Genomic DNA, 16843 nt, shown 5'->3' on the forward strand with positions numbered 1-16843 from the left:
GTGCGTGGGTTTCCGTGGTGTGTTGCGGTGACCCACTCCAGCCATTCGCGCTAACCGATCCGACAACCGTTGCCGGCTCGATAACGGCCATCGCATCGCGTGGAACTTCCAATGCAGGGCTGAAAAGCAGGCGCGTCCAAACCGATATCAAACGGCCCTATCCTTCGACACCGGCGGTGTGCTACCGACCGGCAAGTCCAATCACATATTCGAATAATTCGGACCGCCTCCGCCTTCCGGCGTGACCCATACGACGTTCTGCATCGGGTCCTTGATATCGCACGTCTTGCAATGCAAGCAGTTCTGCGCGTTGATCACAAGGCGCTCGCCCCCATCGTCGTTCTTCGCAAACTCATACACCCCGGCTGGGCAGTAACGCGATTCCGGCCCGGCATAGATCTGCAAGTTAACACTCACCGGCGCGGTCGAATCTCTCAGCGTCAGATGAGCCGGCTGGTTCTCTTCATGATTCGTATTCGAAATAAACACCGAAGACAACCGATCGAACGTCAGCTTGCCATCCGGCTTCGCATATTCTATTGGCTTGAACTCCGAAGCCGGCCTGAGCATCTCATGATCCGAATGCCGGTGATGCAGCGTCCACGGCACATTACCGCGCAGCAGCTTCTGTTCGATGCCGACCATCAGCGTGCCGAGGAAGAGCCCTTTGCTCATCCACTGCTTGAAGTTGCGCGCGCGATACAACTCGCCATGCAGCCACGACGTCCTGAAGCTTTCCGGATACGCGGCGAGTTCGTCGGCCTCGCGGCCCGACTGCACCGCGTCGAAGGCGGCTTCGGCTGCGAGCATGCCGGTCTTGATCGCCGCATGCGAACCCTTGATCCGCGATGCGTTCAGGAAACCCGCATCGTCGCCGACCAGCGCACCGCCGGGGAAAACCAGCTTCGGCAGCGACATCAGGCCGCCCGCTGTGATCGCCCGCGCGCCGTACGACAGCCGCTTGCCGCCCTCCAGAATGGCGCGGATCGCCGGATGCGTCTTGTAGCGCTGGAATTCCTCGAACGGCGATAGATAGGGATTCGTGTAGCCCAGCCCCACCACGAAGCCGACCACGACCTGGTTGTGATCCATGTGATAGAGGAACGAGCCGCCGTACGTGTCGTTGTCGAGCGGCCAGCCGGCGGTGTGCATCACGAGCCCCGGCTTGTGCCTCGTCGGATCGATCTCCCACACTTCCTTGATGCCGATGCCGTAGACCTGCGGATCGGCGCCATCGCTCAGGTTGAACCGGTCATTCAATCCACGCCCCAGATGCCCGCGCGCGCCTTCGCAGAACAACGTGTACTTCGCGTATAGTTCCATGCCCGGCTGGAAGTGCGCGGTGGGGCGACCATCCTTGCCCACGCCAAGGTTGCCGGTCGCGACGCCTTTCACCGAACCGTCGTCGTTGTACAGCACTTCAGCGGCCGGAAAGCCCGGAAAGATTTCGACACCCAGCGCCTCGGCCTGCTGTCCCAGCCAGCGCGTGACTTGCGCGAGGCTGACGACGTAGTTGCCGTGGTTCCTGAAATTGTCCGGCAGCGCCCAGGCCGGCACGCGCGTCGAGGCCCTTTCGGTCAGGAACAGGAAGCGGTCTTCGATCACCTCCACCGTGAGCGGTGCGCCTCTCTCCTTCCAGTCCGGGATCAGCTCGGTTAGCGCGCGCGGGTCCATCACGGCGCCCGACAGGATATGCGCTCCGATCTCCGAGCCCTTTTCCAGCACGCACACACTGAGCTCGACGTCACTTCCCGCGGCCAGTTGTTTCAGTCGGATCGCCGCGGACAGGCCAGCCGGGCCGCCGCCGACGATCACGACGTCATACTGCATCGACTCGCGCTCGACAGCGATCTCATCGTCAAGGATGGTCGGGATTGACACTGCGTTGGTCTCCGATACTTTTGAATGGATGAAAAACAGGATGTCGGGCCGCGGTCGACATTCAACCCGGCGACGCAATCGGGCCCGGCTCGCCATGCGGAGCCGGCATGCGCGACGCATTCATTGTCGGCCGCCGTGCTTGCGGCGGGAACACGGACCACGACCCGTCTTCGTGGCGAAAGAAGAAGATCGATAGCTCGCCGCTCGCTCGCCGCGACGCCACACATACATAGCGCCACCGGCTTGCCCGCGAGTGACTGAAAAGCGTCACGCGCGCCCGCATCTCCGACTCCGGCCCAAGCCACTTTTCCACAAGACGGCGCAACGACGTTTCCCGGGTATTCACTGCCCCTCCTCTCGCGCAGGCTGTCACGGATGCGAAACGGGGACGATCATCGACCAGACCTTGGATTCCGCCTGATCTGCGATCGCCCCGATACTGCCAGCCGCCACGGTAAGGCAATGCTCCCGCCGAACCACCACTCCTTCCGGGTAGAAGACGGTTGCGAGCACACCGGCAGGCAGGACCGCATACCTGCGATCCCGGAAAACAAGGTTTTCCCTAACCTACCTGATCCGGGTGGTGGCCCATCCTCCCGTACCACTTACCTTGGCGCTACAAAGTCCGCTTCACAGGCAAGGACAGGAACGCCCACCGTGAACGGGACGACAGGAGACAACCCATGACCGCCTCACCCGATTTCCAGGCGAAGTCCGCCTGGACGATGACCCTGCTGCTGACCGGGCTCGCCCTCATCAATTTCCTGGACAAGATCGTGCTCGGTCTGGTGGCGGTGCCATTGACGGCTGAACTGAATCTGTCGCCGGAAAAATTCGGTGTCGTCGCCGGCAGCTTCTTCTGGCTTTTCTCGCTTTCGACTGTCCTCGTCGGCTTCCTCGCGAACCGCTTTCAGACCCGCTGGCTGCTCCTCGCGATGGGACTCAGCTGGGCCGCGCTTCAGTTGCCGCAAGCCTGGGCGACGAGCGCGCTCGGGCTGCTCGTCTGCCGCGTGATTCTGGGCGCCGCCGAGGGGCCCGCGTTTCCGGTCTCCGTGCACGCGCTGTACAAGTGGTTCCCCGACCGCAAACGCAATCTTCCCGTGGCCGTCATCAACCAGGGCGCCGCCTTCGGCATGCTGCTCGCCGGCCTGCTGATTCCGCTCGTCACGAGGCAGTGGGGATGGCGCATGAACTTCCTGCTGCTCGGCGCGATCGGCGCGGCGTGGAGCGTGCTATGGGCGTGCTTCGGGCGCGAAGGAACACTCGGCAGACTAAAGGCCGCGCCCATCGTGCAAATCGATGCGCAACGCCTGCCCTACCGGCGAATCCTCGCGGACCGTTCGGTCCTCTCCGTGTTCGCACTCGGATTCACGGCCTACTGGACCCTGGGTCTGAGCCTGACGTGGATACCCATGTACTTCGAAAAGGGACTCGGCTTCACCGGCGTCGAAGCCGGTCGCTGCTTCGCGATCGTGGTCGCGACCACGACGCCCGTCAACGTCGGCCTGAGCTGGCTGTCTCAACTGATGCTCGGACGCGGCGTAAGCGCACGCAAGGCACGGGTTCATCTGATCTGCGCGTCGGCGGTGGCCGGAGCACTGACATTCATCGCCCTGATGCTGCTTCCGTTGCAGCCGTTGCAGAAAGTGGCGCTGCTGGCGATCGCATGTGCGCTGCCCACGCTGAGCTTTACGCTCGCTCCTGCACTGCTCGCCCAGATGGTCCCGGACAGCCAGCGCGGATCGCTCGTCGCCATCCACACGGCGCTCGCCAGTCTCGGCGCCGCATTCGCGCCCGCCGTGATGGGACGAATCGTTCAGGTCCATGGCGGCGCTAACAGCCATGCGTATGAACTCGGCTTCGCGGTCAGCGCAGCGCTGCTGATCGCGGCCGCCCTCGCGGCGCTGCGCTGGCTTCATCCCGATCGTTCGCACCACACACTCGACCACCTTTCGACGCGCGCCGCGGCCTGACGGCGGCGAAAAAGCAGCGGCCACCGTGCTTACCCAAACCCCTTCCATTGAACAGACGCGCAATGACCCGAACCGGCAACCACGCCCGCAACAGAAAGATCGCCGCGGAGTATGACTACATCGTCGTGGGCGCAGGCTCGGCGGGCTGCGCGCTGGCTGCGAGGCTCGCCGAGGATGCATCGGTCACGGTCGCGCTGCTCGAAGCCGGGCCGCATGACCACCACATGAGCGTGTGGATGCCGATCGGTCTTGCATCGACTGTGCAGAGGGCCGGTCCGCGCAACTACGCCTATTACACGGAACGCCAGAGCGGCCTCGACGGACGTCCCTCCTATCAGCCGCGCGGACGCGGACTGGGCGGCAGTTCGTCGATCAACGGCATGGTCTACATCCGGGGACATCGAAACGACTACGACGAATGGGCGAGCCTCGGCTGCAGGGGCTGGGGCTATGACGACGTGCTGCCCTATTTCCGGCGCAGCGAATGCAATCAACGCCATGCAGGCCGCAGCGACGACCGCTGGCATGGCGGCGACGGCCCGCTGCACGTGAGCGATCTGCGCACGCCGAACCCGTTCTCCCATCGTTTCGTGAAAGCCGCGCTGCAAGCGGGCTTGCCGCTCAACACGGACTTCAACGGCGAGGAGCAGGAAGGCGCGGGGCTCTATCAGGTCACGCAATATAACGGCGAACGCTGGAACGCCGCGCGTGCCTATCTGCATGGCGGCAACGCAAAAGATGCGGACCTGAACGGCGGCCGTGCGAATCTTGCGGTGCTCACGGACATGCAGGTATTGCGTGTGATCATCGAGGACAAACGGGCGCGCGGCGTCAGCGTCGTGCGGGGAGGTGTCGAGCAAATACTGCGGGCCCGGCGTGAAGTCGTGCTCAGTTGCGGCGCGTTCAATTCGCCTCAACTGCTGATGGCATCGGGCGTCGGTCCGGGCGAACATCTGCGCAGCCACGGCATCGAGGTCGTGAAGGATCTGCGCGGGGTCGGCGAGAACCTGCAGGACCACCTCGACGTGATCGTCAACAAGCAGGTCAGGTCCACCGATCTCTACGGCTATTCGACAGGCGGCTTCCTGCGGCTCGCCTCCGCGATGTTGCGTTACCGGCGTAACCGCACGGGCATGGTCAGCTCCAACTTCGCGGAAGCGGGCGCGTTCGTGAAGAGCCGTCCCGATCTGGCGCTTCCGGATATCCAGCTGGCCTTCGTTCTCGCGCTGCTTGGCAACCGCAACATGGCGAAGCGCCGCGCGCTCGGGCATGGCTACTCCTGTCACGCCTATGTCCTGCGTCCGCAGAGCCGCGGTCGCGTGCGTCTGCGCAGCGCTGACATGCGCGATGCGCCGTCGATCGACCCGCGCTTTCTGTCGGCGGAGGCAGACATGGACGCGCTGGTCGCTGGCGTCAGGATCGTGCGACGAATCTTTGCGCAGCCCGCGCTCGCCGAATCCGGTGGAAAGGAATTGCTCACCGACGATTTCGGACCCGACGATTCCAACGAGGAAGCAATCCGCGCGTTCGTGCGCGCTCATGCCGACAGCGTCTTTCATCCGGTCGGCACCTGCAAGATGGGTATCGACGACATGGCCGTGGTCGATCCGAGCCTGCGCGTGCACGGCATCGAAGGTCTGCGCGTGGCGGACGCGTCGATCATGCCGACGCTGATCGGCGGCAACACCAACGCGCCCGCCATCATGATCGGCGAGAAAGCCGCCGATCTGATCCGCGCCGGCGATCGCTAGCCCCGTGCCTTCGGCGCCCGACAGCAAAAAAATAACCCGGCATACGCGAACCGCGTGCGCCAGTGACATCGCCCCGGCCGCAGCCCGGCGGACCCAGACAATTGGAGACATGACATGCAAGCAACAGAGATCGCACCCGATACGAGCCTGGCGCAGCCGGCTTCCGGCGCGTGGCCCTTCACCGTCGAGCGCCACACGCCGACGATCGGTGCGGAGATTCGCGGCATCGACTTGCGCGATCCACTCGACGACGAAACGTATGCCGCGCTGCGTCGCGCATTGCTGAAGTACAAGGTGCTCTTCTTCCGCGATCAGGATATCAGTCCATCCCAGCATGTCGCGGTGGCGAGGCGCTTCGGCGAACTGGAAATTCACCCCGCGTTTCCGCATCATCCCGAGCATCCGGAGCTCGTGATACTCGGGCGCAACGATACGAAACGCGGCCGCGAGAACCTCTACCACTCCGACGTATCGTGGCGCGAAATCCCGTCGATGGGTTCCATGCTGCGATGCGTGCACTGCCCGGCGGTCGGCGGCGACACCATCTGGATCAACATGGTGGCGGCCTACGACAACCTGCCCGACGACCTGAAGGCGCGTATCGCCGGCCTCAATGCGGTCCACGACTTTCTGCCGCTCTTCGGCATTGCGGTGCCGGAAGACCAGCATCCGGCAATGCGCGCCAAGTATCCGCCCGTCGAACACCCGGTCGTGCGCGTACATCCCGAAACCGGTGAGAAGATTCTCTATGTCAACGAGGCGTTCACCACGCATCTTTCGAATTATGGCCGCCTGACCGCGCAGGAATATCGCATCGGCTTCGACTACAAGCTCGCCGAAATGGAACTGCTGCAGTACCTGTTCCGCCAGGCGCAGGCACCCGAGTACCAGGTCCGCCTCAAGTGGCGCCCGAACACGATCGCATTCTGGGATAACCGCTCGTGCCAGCACTACGCGGTGCAGGACTATTTCCCGGCTCCGCGTCACATGATGCGGGCGACGGTGATCGGTGATCGCCCGGTCGCGGGCTGAGAATCCGAGGAAACGAAATGAAAACGCTGAACACCTTTTATATCGATGGCCAATGGGTCGAGCCGTCTGCCGGCGCCACGCAAATGGACATCGTCGATCCGGCCACCGAGACGCTGACCGGACGGCTTTCGATGGGCACCACGCACGACGCGGACCGTGCCGTCGCCGCCGCACGGGCCGCGTTTCCGGCCTGGTCGGAATCGAGCCGCGCGCAACGAATCGCACTGCTCGAACGGATCATCGAATGCTATCGCGCACGGCTCGACGACATTGCCGAAGCGGTGCGCATCGAGATCGGCGCGCCCATCACGCTGTGCAGGCAACTGCAGGCCGCGATCGGACTCGCGCAGCTTCAGGCCGCGGTGGAAACGCTGCGTCACTTCGAGTTCGAGACGCATCACGGCAAGAGCTACGTGCGCCACGAGGCAGTCGGCGTCGCGGCATTGATCACGCCGTGGAACTGGCCGTTGAATCAGATCGCAGCGAAGGTCGCGCCCGCTCTTGCCGCAGGTTGCACGGTCGTGCTGAAGCCTTCCGAGATCGCACCGCTCGATGCCGTCATCTTCGCGGAAATCATGCACGAAGCGGGCACGCCGCCCGGCGTGTTCAACATGATCTTCGGTGACGGCCGGGTGGTCGGCGCGTGCTTGTCCTCGCATCCCGATGTGGACATGGTGTCGATCACCGGGTCGACGCGCGCCGGCGTCGAAGTGGCGATCAGCGCCGCGCCCACGGTCAAGCGCGTGGCGCAGGAACTCGGCGGCAAGTCCCCGCTCCTGATTCTCGACGACGCCGACCTGAAGGCAGCAGTGACGAGCGGCGTGGCGCAATGCATGGTCAACTCGGGTCAGACCTGTGTCGCACCCACCCGCATGCTGGTGCCGCGCGAGCGCTACGACGAAGCCATCGCGATCGCCGCAGCCGTAGCCAACGGAATCGTCGTCGGCAACCCGGCGGACCCCGCCACGAAAATGGGTCCGATCTCGAATCGCGCCCAATACGAGAAGGTGCAACAGATGATCCGCGCCGGTATCGAGGAAGGCGCGCGCGTGATCGCCGGCGGTCCGGGCAGACCCGAGGGACTGGCACGGGGCTTCTACGCGCGCCCCACCGTCTTCGCGGATGTCCGTAACGACATGAAGATCGCACGCGAGGAAATCTTCGGACCGGTGCTCGTGCTGATTCCATACGACGGCGAGGAACAGGCCATCGCAATCGCCAACGACACGCAGTATGGCCTCGCGGCGTATATCGCCACGGGCGACGCCGAGCGCGCGCGCCGCGTGGCTGCGCGCCTGCGTGCGGGATCGGTGCGAATCAACGGCGCGATGCTGGACATCACGGTTCCGTTCGGCGGCTACAAGACATCGGGCAACGGGCGCGAGTACGGTCGCGAAGGGCTTGCGGAGTTTCTCGAATGCAAGTCGGTCACGGTCTGAGGCTTCAAACAAAAGGCCTGCTCATCGATGATGAGCAGGCCCTGATGCAACTTCCAGCAATGCCTTTCTATAACGTCGATAACGTCAGCGCGTTCGTCACCGACGTGACGCCCTCGACACCTTCGGCCGCCTGAGTCGCCAGCCCCATCTGCGACTGTTCGGGCACCGTTCCTTCCAGCGTCACCACGCCGTTGCGTGCGCGCACCGTGATCGTGGTGGCCCTGAGCCCTTTCGTCCTGCTCAGCGCGCGGATCACGCTTTTCTGCAGTGCGCGGTCGGCGGCCTTGGCGGCTTTCGCATCCGATGCATACGGCCGCACGGGCGCAGCCAACACATCGCTGCTTTGTGCGTATGCGTCGAGTGAGGCCAAAACCAGCAGCGCCCCGCTCACCAGTCTGCAAACCTTTCCTTGATTCATCGATTTCTCCCCGTCGTCGTGTTGAAACCTCGAAGACACGTCCGACGCCGCCGGGCGGCGTCGATCGCGCCTGTCGTCAGAAGCGATGCGTCATGCCGAGCACCGCGATAACCTGCTTCGAACCGCTCGCGACAGCCGTAACACCCGGCCAGCTCATGTTCGCGGTGCCGTTGTTCTTCAGATAGCCGGCTCGCATGTAGAGGCTCGTGCGCTTGGAAAGACTATGATCGACGCCCACTTCGATCCCGGGTGTGTTGTCGTGCACGCCGCGCACGTTTCTCTCGATGCCGGCGATGGCGATCACGTCTTCCGGCGTGGCCTGGATCGTCGCCCCCAGTTCCATGATGCTGTATGAGTGAACCAGCGAAGCAAGCGGCACCTGAACGGCGGGCGTGATCGCTACCACCGCGCCGGGCGCAGGATCCTTCGGCCGGTTATACGAATAGTTGAACTGGAAATTCACGATGCCCACGCGGTAGGCGAGCGCGCCCGTGAAGTGTTCCGTCGCCATCAGGTCGAACGTGGTCAGCAAGCCCGGCGCGCTCGCCACGAGCGGGGCAGTCTCCTGCGCGCCATGCTGATACTGATAGCCGACGCCCGCATAGAAGCCATAGCCCGAATAGTTCGCCGCCACGTCGAGCATCGCGCCGGAGCGAACCGGCACGGGTTGCGTCACGGTGGCAGGCAGCGCGTACATCGCGTAGACGTGCACGCCTCTCAGATCCGGCGACGTGTACACGATCGAATTGCTGGTCCGCCCGGACACATACTGCGTGGCGAGCGTGGACCGGTCGGTCGCGCCCGCGAGGTCGGCGGCCGCCAGCGGCGACAGCACTTCGTTGCCGCGAAAGGGATCGGTGAAATAGACGGCCCAGAAGCTCGGCTGATACTGGCGGCCGAACGTGAGCGATCCATAGGTATCGTGCTTCAGCCCCACCCATGACTGCCGATAGAACATTGCCGTCGAGTCGGCGAAGAAGGCACCGTTATTGATGTTGTAGCCGTTCTCGAGGTCGAACACCGCCTTGAGCCCGTTGCCGAGGTCTTCGACTCCCTTCAGGCCGAACAGGGAACCGGTGGATCCTCCGCTTCGTACGGAGTACGAATGTTTTCCGCCATTGTCGAGATACTGGACAAAGGTGTCCGCGACCCCGTACAGCGTTACGCTCGACTGAGCCGCCGCTCCTCCGGCGGCCAATAACAACGTAGCCCCACACATACCCTGACTCATGAAACGCATGCATGTCTCCTCTTTGTGATTGCCGTGTCCGATGGGCACGGGTCAAGCCAACTCATGCAGATGCCATCCAGGACGACGCGCGGCCGATAGCCGTGCCGATCGTTGCGGGGCCATCTTGCAGGGACGTCCGGGCGGATCAACTACCCGAACAGAGGGGGAACGGGAATACCCCGAGCAATGAACAGACAGCAACACGCGTCACGCCCCCCCCGATGCAGGGGGCGGCCGGCGTTCGTCGTTCACCTAGGATCGGTGCTATCGATCACCTGCAATCACCTATGCCTGCCATTCCATCGAATCCTTCGGCACGTCGGCTCGTGCATACGCGCCGTGTCGAATGCATGGGCTTCGAACGAAGCGACGGTCTGTTCGACATCGAAGGCCGCATGCGCGACACGAAGTCCACCGACTCCGATCTCCTCTTCAAGACCGTGCCCGCCGGTTCGCCGATTCACGACATGCGCATCGTCGTCACGATCGATGCGAAGCTCGTGATCCGGCGCATCGATGCGCATAGCGACGCCGCGCCGAGCCGCTTCTGCGCGGAAATCAATCACGCGTATCGGAGCCTCGAAGGTCTGAGCATCGGCGCGGGCTTCATGAAGGAGGTCAAGAGCCGGTTGAGCGGATCGAAGGGCTGCACGCATCTGACCGAGCTGCTCGGTCCCATCGCCACGACAGCGATCCAGACACTGATGGGCTGGCGCAAGCCCGCCGACGCGCCGAACGGCGCAGATGAAGGGCAGCCAGCCGTTCAGGCCCATCCGATGATCGACACCTGTCACGCATGGCGTGCGGGCGGCGAGGTCGTGCAATTCGCTCTCCGGCGCAAGCATGAACTGGCGCAAGGCGAAGCGCACGTCGATGACGCTGGGCCTCCGTCGCATCGCGGCTGATCCGGGTAGTCACTCCCCTGCGGGCGATGAAAACGCTGCCAGCGCTGCGCTACAATGTGCCGATCATCATTTCGTCCTTTGGCCGTCGCCGACGAGGCGCAAAGCCGAAGCGCGCAAGGCGCAGGTCACGATGCCGCAGAATTCCTCTCCCGCGGACCCGCGCCGCGCCCAACGAGGCGCCGCCGAGTTCCGGGCTGATCCACGCTTGATTCCGCCCCGCAACACCGCCCGCATCGTCGCGCGCGAACGTCTGCTGGCCCAGTTGCTCGACGCACGGCGCAATCGTTGCGTCGTGCTCCAGGGGCCCGCCGGCTGCGGCAAGACGAGCCTCCTGATCGCGTGGCGCGAAGCACTGCTTTCGCTCGGCTTCGATATCGCATGGCTCACGCTCGCGGCGGAAGACAACGAGCTCACGCACTTCCTCGACTACCTCGTTGCGAGCCTCACCCGCGTCGACCCGGCGATGTGCCATGAAGCGACGCTGCTGGGCGGACGTGGCATGGACGACGAGGCGGTCGAGCGCACGATCATCTCTCTCGTGCGCGGTATCGCCGCCCATTCGAACGATGTCGTGCTGGTGCTCGACGACCTGCATCACGTCTCCAACACGCGCAATCACGAAGCATTGCAATGGCTGCTCGACTACGCGCCCGCCAATCTTCACCTTGTGCTGGTCTCGCGGGCCGCCGTGCCGCTCTCGCTTGGACGCCCGCGCGATCAGGGTCTGGTGCTGGAACTGGACATGCGCGATCTGCGCTTCACGGCGGCCGAATCCGAGGCGTTCCTTAGAGCTCAGTTGGGTGAGATCAGCCAGCGCGATGCGCGCCACTTGCATGAACTCGCCGACGGCTGGGTGGCGGGACTGCAACTCTTTGCAATGCGCCTGAAAGGCAAGAAGCAGGCGGCGACGGACCCCGCGTCCGCCGATCCGCTCGCGAATGCTCAACGTCTCGATGTCCGAGGCTTTGCCGCGTATTTCGAGCGCGAAGTACTGTCGCGTCTGGCGCCCTCGGAAGTGGAGCTGCTGGTCCGGATGGCGAGTTGCACGCGCGTGTGCGCGCCGCTGTGCATCGCCCTGACCGGCGAGGAGCAGTCGCCCGCCGAAGTGCGCGCGCTGCTGACGAGACTCGAGAGCGATAACCTGTTCATCGCGCCCATCGAGAGTTCGGGCAGCGAGACGTGGTATCGGCTGAACCCGCTCTTTCGCGAGACCTTGCTCGAACGCTTTCGCGAACGCAGCGAACTGCATCAGCGCGAGGTGCATCTCGCCGCGTGGATCTGGTTCCGCGACCACGAACAGCCCGGCGATGCCGTGCGGCATGCGTTGCTCGCCGGCGAATCGTCGGCGGCGGCCGACCTCGTGTTGCGCGTCGCGCGCACGATGCAGATCAGGGGCGAGCTGCGCCAACTGGTCGGGCTGATACGGCTGCTGCCGCTCGCCGAAGTGCAGGCTCGCATCGGGCTGCGGCTGTGGATGGTGCACCTGCAACTGTATGCGCGCGAATTCGATGCCTGCGCGGCGGCCATCGCGCGTTTGCAGGCCGATATCCCGGAAGACGATATGCATTCGCGCTATCGCCTCATCCTGTTGCGCGCCGCCCTTGCCCTCCAGCGCGACGAAACCGACGAAGCAATGGCCGTGTTGCCGCAGATGCTGCAAATCCCCGCGCACGCCGACAGCCTCGCCGTGGGCGGGCGCAACAATCTGCTGTCGTGGATCTACATGCGGCGCGGCGAATACGAAGCGGCGCGGCGCGTGCAGAGCGAAGCGCCGCAGCTTCTGGTCGAAGGCATGCCGCTCGTGGGCACCTCGGCGGGCATGCTGAACGGCCGCTGCATCGCCGGGTTCAGCTATGCGCTGGAGGGCAAATTCATCCAGGTGGAGCGCATCAGCCGCGATGTGTTGTTCGAAGCCGATCAACTCGGCAGCGCCGCCGCCGAAGCCGCGTGTTTTGCCGCGGCGCTGCTCGGTGAAGTGCTGTATGAGTTCAACGAACTGGACGCGCGCGCAGACTGCTGGAGGATCGCGTCGACGTGCTCGAACGTGTCTCCATTCCGGACTCCGTGTTGCGGGTGTTGACCGTGCTGTCGGCGGTGCATGGGGCGGCGGGACATCACCTCGATGCGTTCGCCTATCTCGAACGTCTCGAAGAGTACGCGATGCAATACGGACTGCATCGGCTCATCGCCCATAGCGTGGCCGCACAGATCAACCGACACCTGCAGAGCGGCCAGTTCGACGCGGCGGAAGCAGGCCTCGCCAGAATCGACATGATCGCGGCGCGCATCCCGATGCCGCCGGCCGAGACCGCAATCGGGACGGCCGCGGAAATCCACGCGATGGCGCAGGGCGCGCACGTCAACTGGTGTATCGCTCATGAAGATTTCGACGGCGCCGCAAGCCGTCTTCAGGCGCTGATTCCATTCTGCGAAGCGCGCGGCTGGCAACGGCATGTGGCGCACTTCCAGCTCCAGGCCGCCGTCGTCGATGCGCGGCGCGGCCGGAACGACGCCGCGCGCGCCGCCGTGCTCGCCGCGCTGCGCCGGGGCCATCGGCTGGGTCTGGTGCGCAGCCTGCTCGACGCCGATCCCGGCGCACTGGATCTCATCGACGCCGTGGTCCAGGGCGAGACGCACGACCCGGTCCTGTCCTTCTATGTGGGCCGGCTACACGCCGCGCAGAACGCGACTTCGGCCCTGCGCGCGCAGCCGGCGGCCAAACCCGGCAACCGCGGCGCGCCGCCCACCGGCGCGGAAACGCTGAGCGAGCGTGAGGCACGAGTCGTCGGCCTGCTCGCGCAGGCACTGCCCAACAAGAAAATTGCCCGCACGCTCGGCATCTCGCCCGAGACCGTCAAGTGGCACCTGAAGAACATCTACGGCAAGCTCGGCGTGTCGAGCCGCGACGAAGCCGTGGCCCGCGTGCGCGATCTCGAACTGGGCACGCCGCCCGTTGCCGGTGGCGAGACGAACTGACGCCCCCCGCTACCCGGCTCGGGTGGTCCGTAATCGTGCGCGAGCCACTATTCTGTGACTCAAGGGATCGCGCGCAGTCGTCGATGACAGGCGCACCTCATAAAAACCAACGCCGGCGCGCGCCAAGACGCGCGCTGAAGCTCAGGAGACACGCGTAATGACTACGCTCATCGCTGGTGAATCCAAGGTAGCGCCTTATCGTCCCGTACGCTTTCCGGACCGGCGGCCGATCGTCGAACGCCGCGCCGACGGCACGCTGGTGCTGCGCTCGTCCAGCCTGCCTCCCGATATCGCGCAGAACAGCTTCGCCGCGTTCATCCCCGAATGGGCCGAGCGTCTCGGCGACAGCCCGGCGTTCTGCCAGCGCGATGAAAACGGCGCGTGGCGCTCGATCAGCTGGCGCGCGCTGTGGCTTCAACTGCAAACGGTCGCGGCCGGCCTGCTCGATATGGGCCTCGGCCAGACGCGGCCGCTGGTGCTGCTTTCGGGCAATTCGATCGAGCAGGTGGTGATGCTGCTTGCAGCCGAGTACGTCGGCATCCCCGCCGCACCGGTGTCGCCCGCCTACTCCACGCTGAGCAAGAATTTCGCACGCCTGAAGGGCGTGCTCGAACTGGTGCCTCCCGCTGCGGTGTTCGTGCAGGACTCGGCTCAGTTCGAACGCGCGCTCTCCGTTACCGAACTGGCCGCGACGCCGGTCATTGCGGTGCGCAACGTCCAGCACACACAGCGCGCCTGGGCCGACCTGCTCGCCGCCGACCTGACACCGGCGCGCGTGGCCGCGGTTGCGGCAGCGCACGCGTCGATTCGCAAGGACGACACGGCGCGCATCCTTTTCACGTCGGGCTCGACCGGTACGCCGAAAGGCGTGCCCCTCTCCTACGGCAATTTCCGGGCGGTCGCCTCGTACTACGCCGACAATCTCGGCTGGATGCGCGAATCGCAACCGGTCTTCCTCGACTGGCTGCCGTGGCATCACGGGCTCGGCGGCGTACTGAACATCGGGCGCTCGATCCAGTTCGGCGCGACTCACTATATCGACGATGGACGGCCGCTTCCCGGCCTGATCGAGCGTACCGTGCGCAACCTGCGCGAAGTCTCGCCGACGATCTTCACCAGCGTTCCGTCCGCATGGGCCGTGCTGGCAACCGAAATCGAGCGAGACCCCGTGCTGGCCCGCAGCCTGTTCGCCAATGTGCAGTATTTCGGCTACGGCGGGGCCAGCCTGCCGACAGACGTCTGGCAGCGCATCCAGCGCGCGGCTGTCGACACGGTCGGCGAGCGCATCGTCTTCTCGACGGGCCTCGCCTGCACCGAGACGAGCGGCATGGGCACCTATTGCGGCTGGCCCTCGGGCGATGTCGGCAACATCGGCGGGCCGGTGCCGGGCTCGGAAGTGAAGCTCCTGCCGCTCGAAGGCGGTGACGGACGCTACGAGATCCGCATGCGCGGTGCAAACGTGTTTGCGCGCTATATCGGCAATCCGGCGCTCACGGCCGCCGCTTTCGACGACGAGGGCTACTTCCGGCTGGGCGACGCAGTGCGTCTCGCGAATCCGGACGATCCGGGCCAGGGCCTGCTTTTCGCTGGCCGCGTGGTCGAGGACTTCAAGCTGATGAACGGCACCTGGGTGCAGACCGGCGCGGTGCGCCTCGACCTGCTCGACCTCTGTGCGCCCCTTATCTCGGATGCGGTGATCTGCGGCCATGACCGCGACTTTCTCGCCGCGCTCGCGTGGCCGAACGTGGTCGCCTGCCAGCGTCTCGCGCCCGAACTCGCCGAACTCGATGCGGCTGCGCTGGCCGAGCATCCCGTCGTGGTCGCGGCGCTGCGCGAACGCCTCGCCAGGAACCAGGGCGGCGGTGCGAGCCGCACCGTCGAGCGCCTGATGCTGATGGCCGAGCCGCCTTCGATCGATGCCAACGAGATCGCCGAAAAAGGCTATGTGAACCAGGCCGTGACGCGTGCGCGCCGCGCGCATCTGATCGAGCAGCTCTACCGCACCGAACCAGCAGCGCATATCGCCCGCATGCGATAACGCCATTCACGCAATCACGCCGACTCCAATTCAGGAATTTAGTTATGCAAATTACACGCACCGTCTTTCGTGACGATCATGAAATGCTGCGCACCACGGTTCGCCGCTTCCTGGAACGGGTGTGCGCGCCCAGACAGCTGGAATGGGACAAGGCCGGCCGGGTCGATCGCGAGACCTGGCTCAAGGCAGGCCGCGAAGGTCTGCTGTGCCTCACGTTGCCGACGGAATACGGCGGCGGCGGCGGGGACTTCGGCCACGCGGCGATCCTCAACGAGGAAGTGAATCGCGCCGGCCTGAGCGGTCTCGGCTTCGGCGTGCACTCGGACATCATCGCGCCGTATATCGCGCGCATCGGCAACGAGGAGCAGAAGCAGCAATGGCTGCCGAAGGCGTGCACCGGCGAATCCATCCTCGCGATCGGCATGACGGAGCCGGGCACCGGCAGCGACCTGAAGGCGATCCGCACCACCGCGTTGCGCGACGGCGACGAGTACGTGATCAACGGCAGCAAGACCTTCATCAGCAACGGACTGAACGCCGATCTGATCGTGCTCGTCTGCAAGACCGACCCGAGCGCGGGCGCCAAAGGCGTCAGCCTGATCGTCGTCGAGGCGAGCCGCGAGGGATTCCGCCGCGGCCGCAAGCTCGACAAGGTCGGCATGCATTCGCAGGATACGGCCGAGCTCTTCTTCGACAACGTCCGCGTTCCGGTGAGCAACCGTCTCGGTGAGGAGGGCAAGGGCTTCGCGTACCTGATGGGCGAGTTGCCGCAGGAGCGGCTCTCGATCGCCATCGGCGCCGCCGCGAAGCTGGAAGCCTGTCTCGAACACACGATCAACTACGTGAAGGACCGCAGGGCTTTCAATCAGACCGTATGGGACTTCCAGAACACGAAGTTCAAGCTCGCCGACATCAAGGCGCAGGCAACCGCCGTGCGGCTGCTGGTCGACCACTACCTCGCCGAACATGTGCGCCGCCGCCTGACGCTGGAAGAAGCGGCGATCGCCAAGCTGTTCGCGACGGAATCGCTCGGCAAGGCGCTCGACGACATGGTGCAGTTGCACGGCGGCTACGGCTACATGCTGGAGTATCCGGTGGCCCGGGCATTCGCCGATGCGCGCGTCAACCGTATCTACGGCGGCACGAGCGAGGTCATGCGCGACCTCATCTCCCGCAAGCTGTAATTCGAACATTCCATA

The 16843-nt window shown here is 64.7% G+C and carries 11 protein-coding genes and 1 pseudogene; 8 read left to right on the forward strand and 4 right to left on the reverse strand.

The features are described from left to right. Positions 1 to 201: 201 nt before the first annotated feature. On the reverse strand, positions 202 to 1830 hold the full coding sequence (locus ACEN42_RS33990) for an electron transfer flavoprotein-ubiquinone oxidoreductase (protein WP_371883220.1): 1629 nt from the start codon (positions 1828 to 1830) through the stop codon (positions 202 to 204). Positions 1831 to 1942: 112 nt separating this feature from the next. Continuing rightward, positions 1943 to 2227, reverse strand: coding sequence for a hypothetical protein (locus ACEN42_RS33995; protein WP_238287660.1), 285 nt, complete (start codon positions 2225 to 2227; stop codon positions 1943 to 1945). Positions 2228 to 2564: 337 nt separating this feature from the next. Between ACEN42_RS33995 and ACEN42_RS34000 the strand changes: the two genes are divergently transcribed. From ACEN42_RS34000 to ACEN42_RS34015, 4 genes are all read left to right on the forward strand, one after another. Continuing rightward, positions 2565 to 3854: an MFS transporter gene (locus ACEN42_RS34000; RefSeq protein WP_371883025.1), complete on the forward strand. Its 1290-nt coding sequence runs from the start codon at positions 2565 to 2567 to the stop codon at positions 3852 to 3854. A 62-nt stretch (positions 3855 to 3916) separates the two neighbouring features. Next, positions 3917 to 5605, forward strand: a complete 1689-nt coding sequence (locus tag ACEN42_RS34005; protein ID WP_371883026.1) for a GMC family oxidoreductase — start codon at positions 3917 to 3919, stop codon at positions 5603 to 5605. A gap of 114 nt (positions 5606 to 5719) precedes the next feature. Further along, the gene (locus ACEN42_RS34010) at positions 5720 to 6637 is read left to right on the forward strand and encodes a TauD/TfdA dioxygenase family protein (RefSeq protein ID WP_371883027.1); all 918 of its coding nucleotides are present in this window, start codon (positions 5720 to 5722) and stop codon (positions 6635 to 6637) included. 17 nt (positions 6638 to 6654) lie between these two features. Beyond that, positions 6655 to 8076 carry an aldehyde dehydrogenase family protein gene (locus tag ACEN42_RS34015; protein WP_371883028.1) on the forward strand — a complete coding sequence of 474 codons (1422 nt, stop codon included), beginning with the start codon at positions 6655 to 6657 and terminating at the stop codon, positions 8074 to 8076. Positions 8077 to 8143: 67 nt separating this feature from the next. On the opposite strand, the gene ACEN42_RS34020 is transcribed toward ACEN42_RS34015, so the two are convergent. Together ACEN42_RS34020 and ACEN42_RS34025 are read right to left on the reverse strand one after the other, a co-directional pair. Further along, on the reverse strand, positions 8144 to 8494 hold the full coding sequence (locus ACEN42_RS34020; protein WP_371883029.1) for a BON domain-containing protein: 351 nt from the start codon (positions 8492 to 8494) through the stop codon (positions 8144 to 8146). Positions 8495 to 8570: 76 nt separating this feature from the next. Then, positions 8571 to 9734 (reverse strand): porin, encoded by a 1164-nt coding sequence (locus tag ACEN42_RS34025; protein WP_371883030.1) that lies wholly within the window; start codon positions 9732 to 9734, stop codon positions 8571 to 8573. A 278-nt stretch (positions 9735 to 10012) separates the two neighbouring features. Between ACEN42_RS34025 and ACEN42_RS34030 the strand changes: the two genes are divergently transcribed. The 4 genes and pseudogenes from ACEN42_RS34030 (at position 10013) to ACEN42_RS34045 (ending at position 16828) form a co-directional block, all read left to right on the forward strand. After that, complete coding sequence (locus tag ACEN42_RS34030) at positions 10013 to 10630, forward strand: DUF2889 domain-containing protein (RefSeq protein WP_371883031.1); 618 nt, start codon at positions 10013 to 10015, stop codon at positions 10628 to 10630. A 130-nt stretch (positions 10631 to 10760) separates the two neighbouring features. Continuing rightward, positions 10761 to 13606 (forward strand): annotated as a pseudogene (locus ACEN42_RS34035) (LuxR C-terminal-related transcriptional regulator). Positions 13607 to 13763: 157 nt separating this feature from the next. Further along, the gene (locus ACEN42_RS34040) at positions 13764 to 15644 is read left to right on the forward strand and encodes a feruloyl-CoA synthase (protein ID WP_371883032.1); all 1881 of its coding nucleotides are present in this window, start codon (positions 13764 to 13766) and stop codon (positions 15642 to 15644) included. 44 nt (positions 15645 to 15688) lie between these two features. Then, positions 15689 to 16828, forward strand: a complete 1140-nt coding sequence (locus ACEN42_RS34045) for an acyl-CoA dehydrogenase family protein (protein WP_238287624.1) — start codon at positions 15689 to 15691, stop codon at positions 16826 to 16828. Positions 16829 to 16843: the final 15 nt, after the last annotated feature.

Origin of the sequence: Caballeronia sp. S22, from assembly GCF_964261745.1 — a bacterium.
GTDB lineage: Bacteria > Pseudomonadota > Gammaproteobacteria > Burkholderiales > Burkholderiaceae > Caballeronia > Caballeronia jiangsuensis.